Raw genomic sequence first — 1,854 nt, 5'->3', positions numbered from 1 at the left:
AGAGTTGTCAAACAATCCGAAACTGGTTTGGAGAAATCATTAGTTATTTCGAGCGAAGGACAACGAATGGGGTGGTCGAGGGAATCAACAATAAACTTAAACTAATAAAACGGAGAGCCTATGGCTTGAGAAACTTTCGGAATTTTTGGGTTAGAAGTATGTTATCTTGGCATCTTGTCTGTTGATTTAGCATAAAGAGTAACGAAGAGCCAAACTCAAATCTGATAACTGATAGCTGTCTCCTGTTTCGGAGTCTCCTGTCTCGGAGTCTCCTATCCCAACCAAGAAATTAATTTTGCACGACCACTTATGTTAGACTAGAAAAGTTGTCAAAAATCGCACATCTAGGCGATCGGGTGTTTCTAGGAATCTAGAAATCCAGCCCTAGATGGAGGATAAACCCGAAAAGGAGAAAAATATGCCCGTTGTCTCTCTCGCAGAATTGCTAGAGTCTGGGGTTCACTTTGGCCATCAAACGCGCCGTTGGAACCCGAAAATGTCTCAGTACATCTACACTGCCCGGAATGGGGTTCATATCATTGATTTGGTGCAAACTGCCCAATTAATCGAAGAGGCTTACGAATTTGTCCGAGGAGAAGCCGATCGCGGTAAACGCTTTTTATTCATCGGTACGAAACGGCAAGCGGCAGCAATCATTAAACAGGAAGCTTTACGCAGCGGTAGCCACTTCGTTAACCAACGTTGGTTAGGGGGAATGTTAACCAACTGGGAAACCATTCGCGGCCGGGTAGAAAGACTCAAAGAATTAGAAGAATTAGAAAATAGCGGCGCCCTCGATAAACGACCGAAAAAAGAAGCATCGGTGCTGCGTCGGGAATTGGGCAAACTGGAAAAATACCTCGGTGGCATTAAAACCATGCGCCGGCTGCCGGATTTAGTCATCGTAGTGGATCAGCGTCGGGAATACAACGCTATCCAAGAATGTCAAAAATTGGGCATTCCCATCATCTCCCTCTTGGATACTAACTGCGATCCTGACTTAGTAGATGTGCCGATTCCCGCCAACGATGACGCAATTCGCTCAGTTAAACTGATTTTAGGCAAAATTAGCGATGCGATCATCGAAGGTCGTCGCGGTGGTCAAGCAGCGGTGGAAGAATACGAGGAAGACTACGAGGATGAAACCGAGTACGAGGAAGAAGGTGATTATTCCCAATACGCCGCCGAATTTGCCAGTGGAGACGACGATAACTAGGGAAAATTAGCTATTGATCGCCAATAGGTTCGGGGGGAAACTTTCCGGACCTATCGATCAGTAAAACCTGCCCCTCTCGTGGCATGATCAACTATAAGCAGTAGGTTAGGAATTTTATGGCAGAAATTACAGCACAACAGGTTAAAGAACTTAGGGAAAAGACCGGCGCCGGCATGATGGATTGCAAGAGGGCGCTGACGGAAAACGCGGGGGATATAACTAAAGCGATCGAATGGTTGCGTCAAAAAGGGATTACTTCCGCCGAGAAAAAAGCCAGTCGGGTAGCGGCAGAAGGGATGATCGGCAGTTACATCCACACCGGCAGTCGCATCGGTGTTTTAGTGGAAGTGAACTGCGAAACCGATTTTGTTGCCCGTCGCGAGGAGTTCAAAAAATTGGTTAATGACGTGGCGATGCAGATTGCCGCTTGTCCTAACGTCGAATATGTGAAAGTAGCCGATATTCCCACCGAAATCTCCGCCAAAGAAAAAGAAATTGAGATGGGACGGGACGATTTAGCCAATAAACCCGATAATATCAAAGAAAAAATCGTGGCTGGTCGCATTGAAAAACGTTTGAAAGAACTTTCTCTGCTCGATCAACCCTTTATCCGCGATCAGAACATCAGTGTGGAGGAG

At 46.2% G+C, this 1,854-nt stretch carries 3 protein-coding genes; all 3 read left to right on the top strand.

Features of this window, described 5'->3' with window-relative positions; all coding sequences use genetic code 11:
- Positions 1-185: transposase (locus IQ242_RS23820; RefSeq protein ID WP_193961656.1), on the top strand; the 185-nt coding region annotated here is incomplete at its 5' end.
- 233 nt (positions 186-418) lie between these two features.
- A complete protein-coding gene (gene rpsB / locus IQ242_RS23815; RefSeq protein ID WP_002760998.1) occupies positions 419-1,216 on the top strand; it encodes a 30S ribosomal protein S2 in 798 nt (265 codons plus the stop codon).
- A 116-nt stretch (positions 1,217-1,332) separates the two neighbouring features.
- The coding region (gene tsf, locus IQ242_RS23810; RefSeq protein WP_193961655.1) for a translation elongation factor Ts at positions 1,333-1,854 on the top strand (522 nt) is incomplete at its 3' end.

The sequence above is a fragment of the Microcystis sp. LEGE 08355 genome, from assembly GCF_015207185.1.
GTDB lineage: Bacteria > Cyanobacteriota > Cyanobacteriia > Cyanobacteriales > Microcystaceae > Microcystis > Microcystis panniformis.
This window is presented reverse-complemented; position numbering and strand designations above follow the sequence as displayed.

What these genes read in the sequence shown, in the direction of transcription:
- rpsB (WP_002760998.1), top strand. Translation starts at nt 419, where the DNA reads ATGCCCGTTGTCTCTCTCGCAGAATTGCTAGAGTCTGGGGTTCACTTT.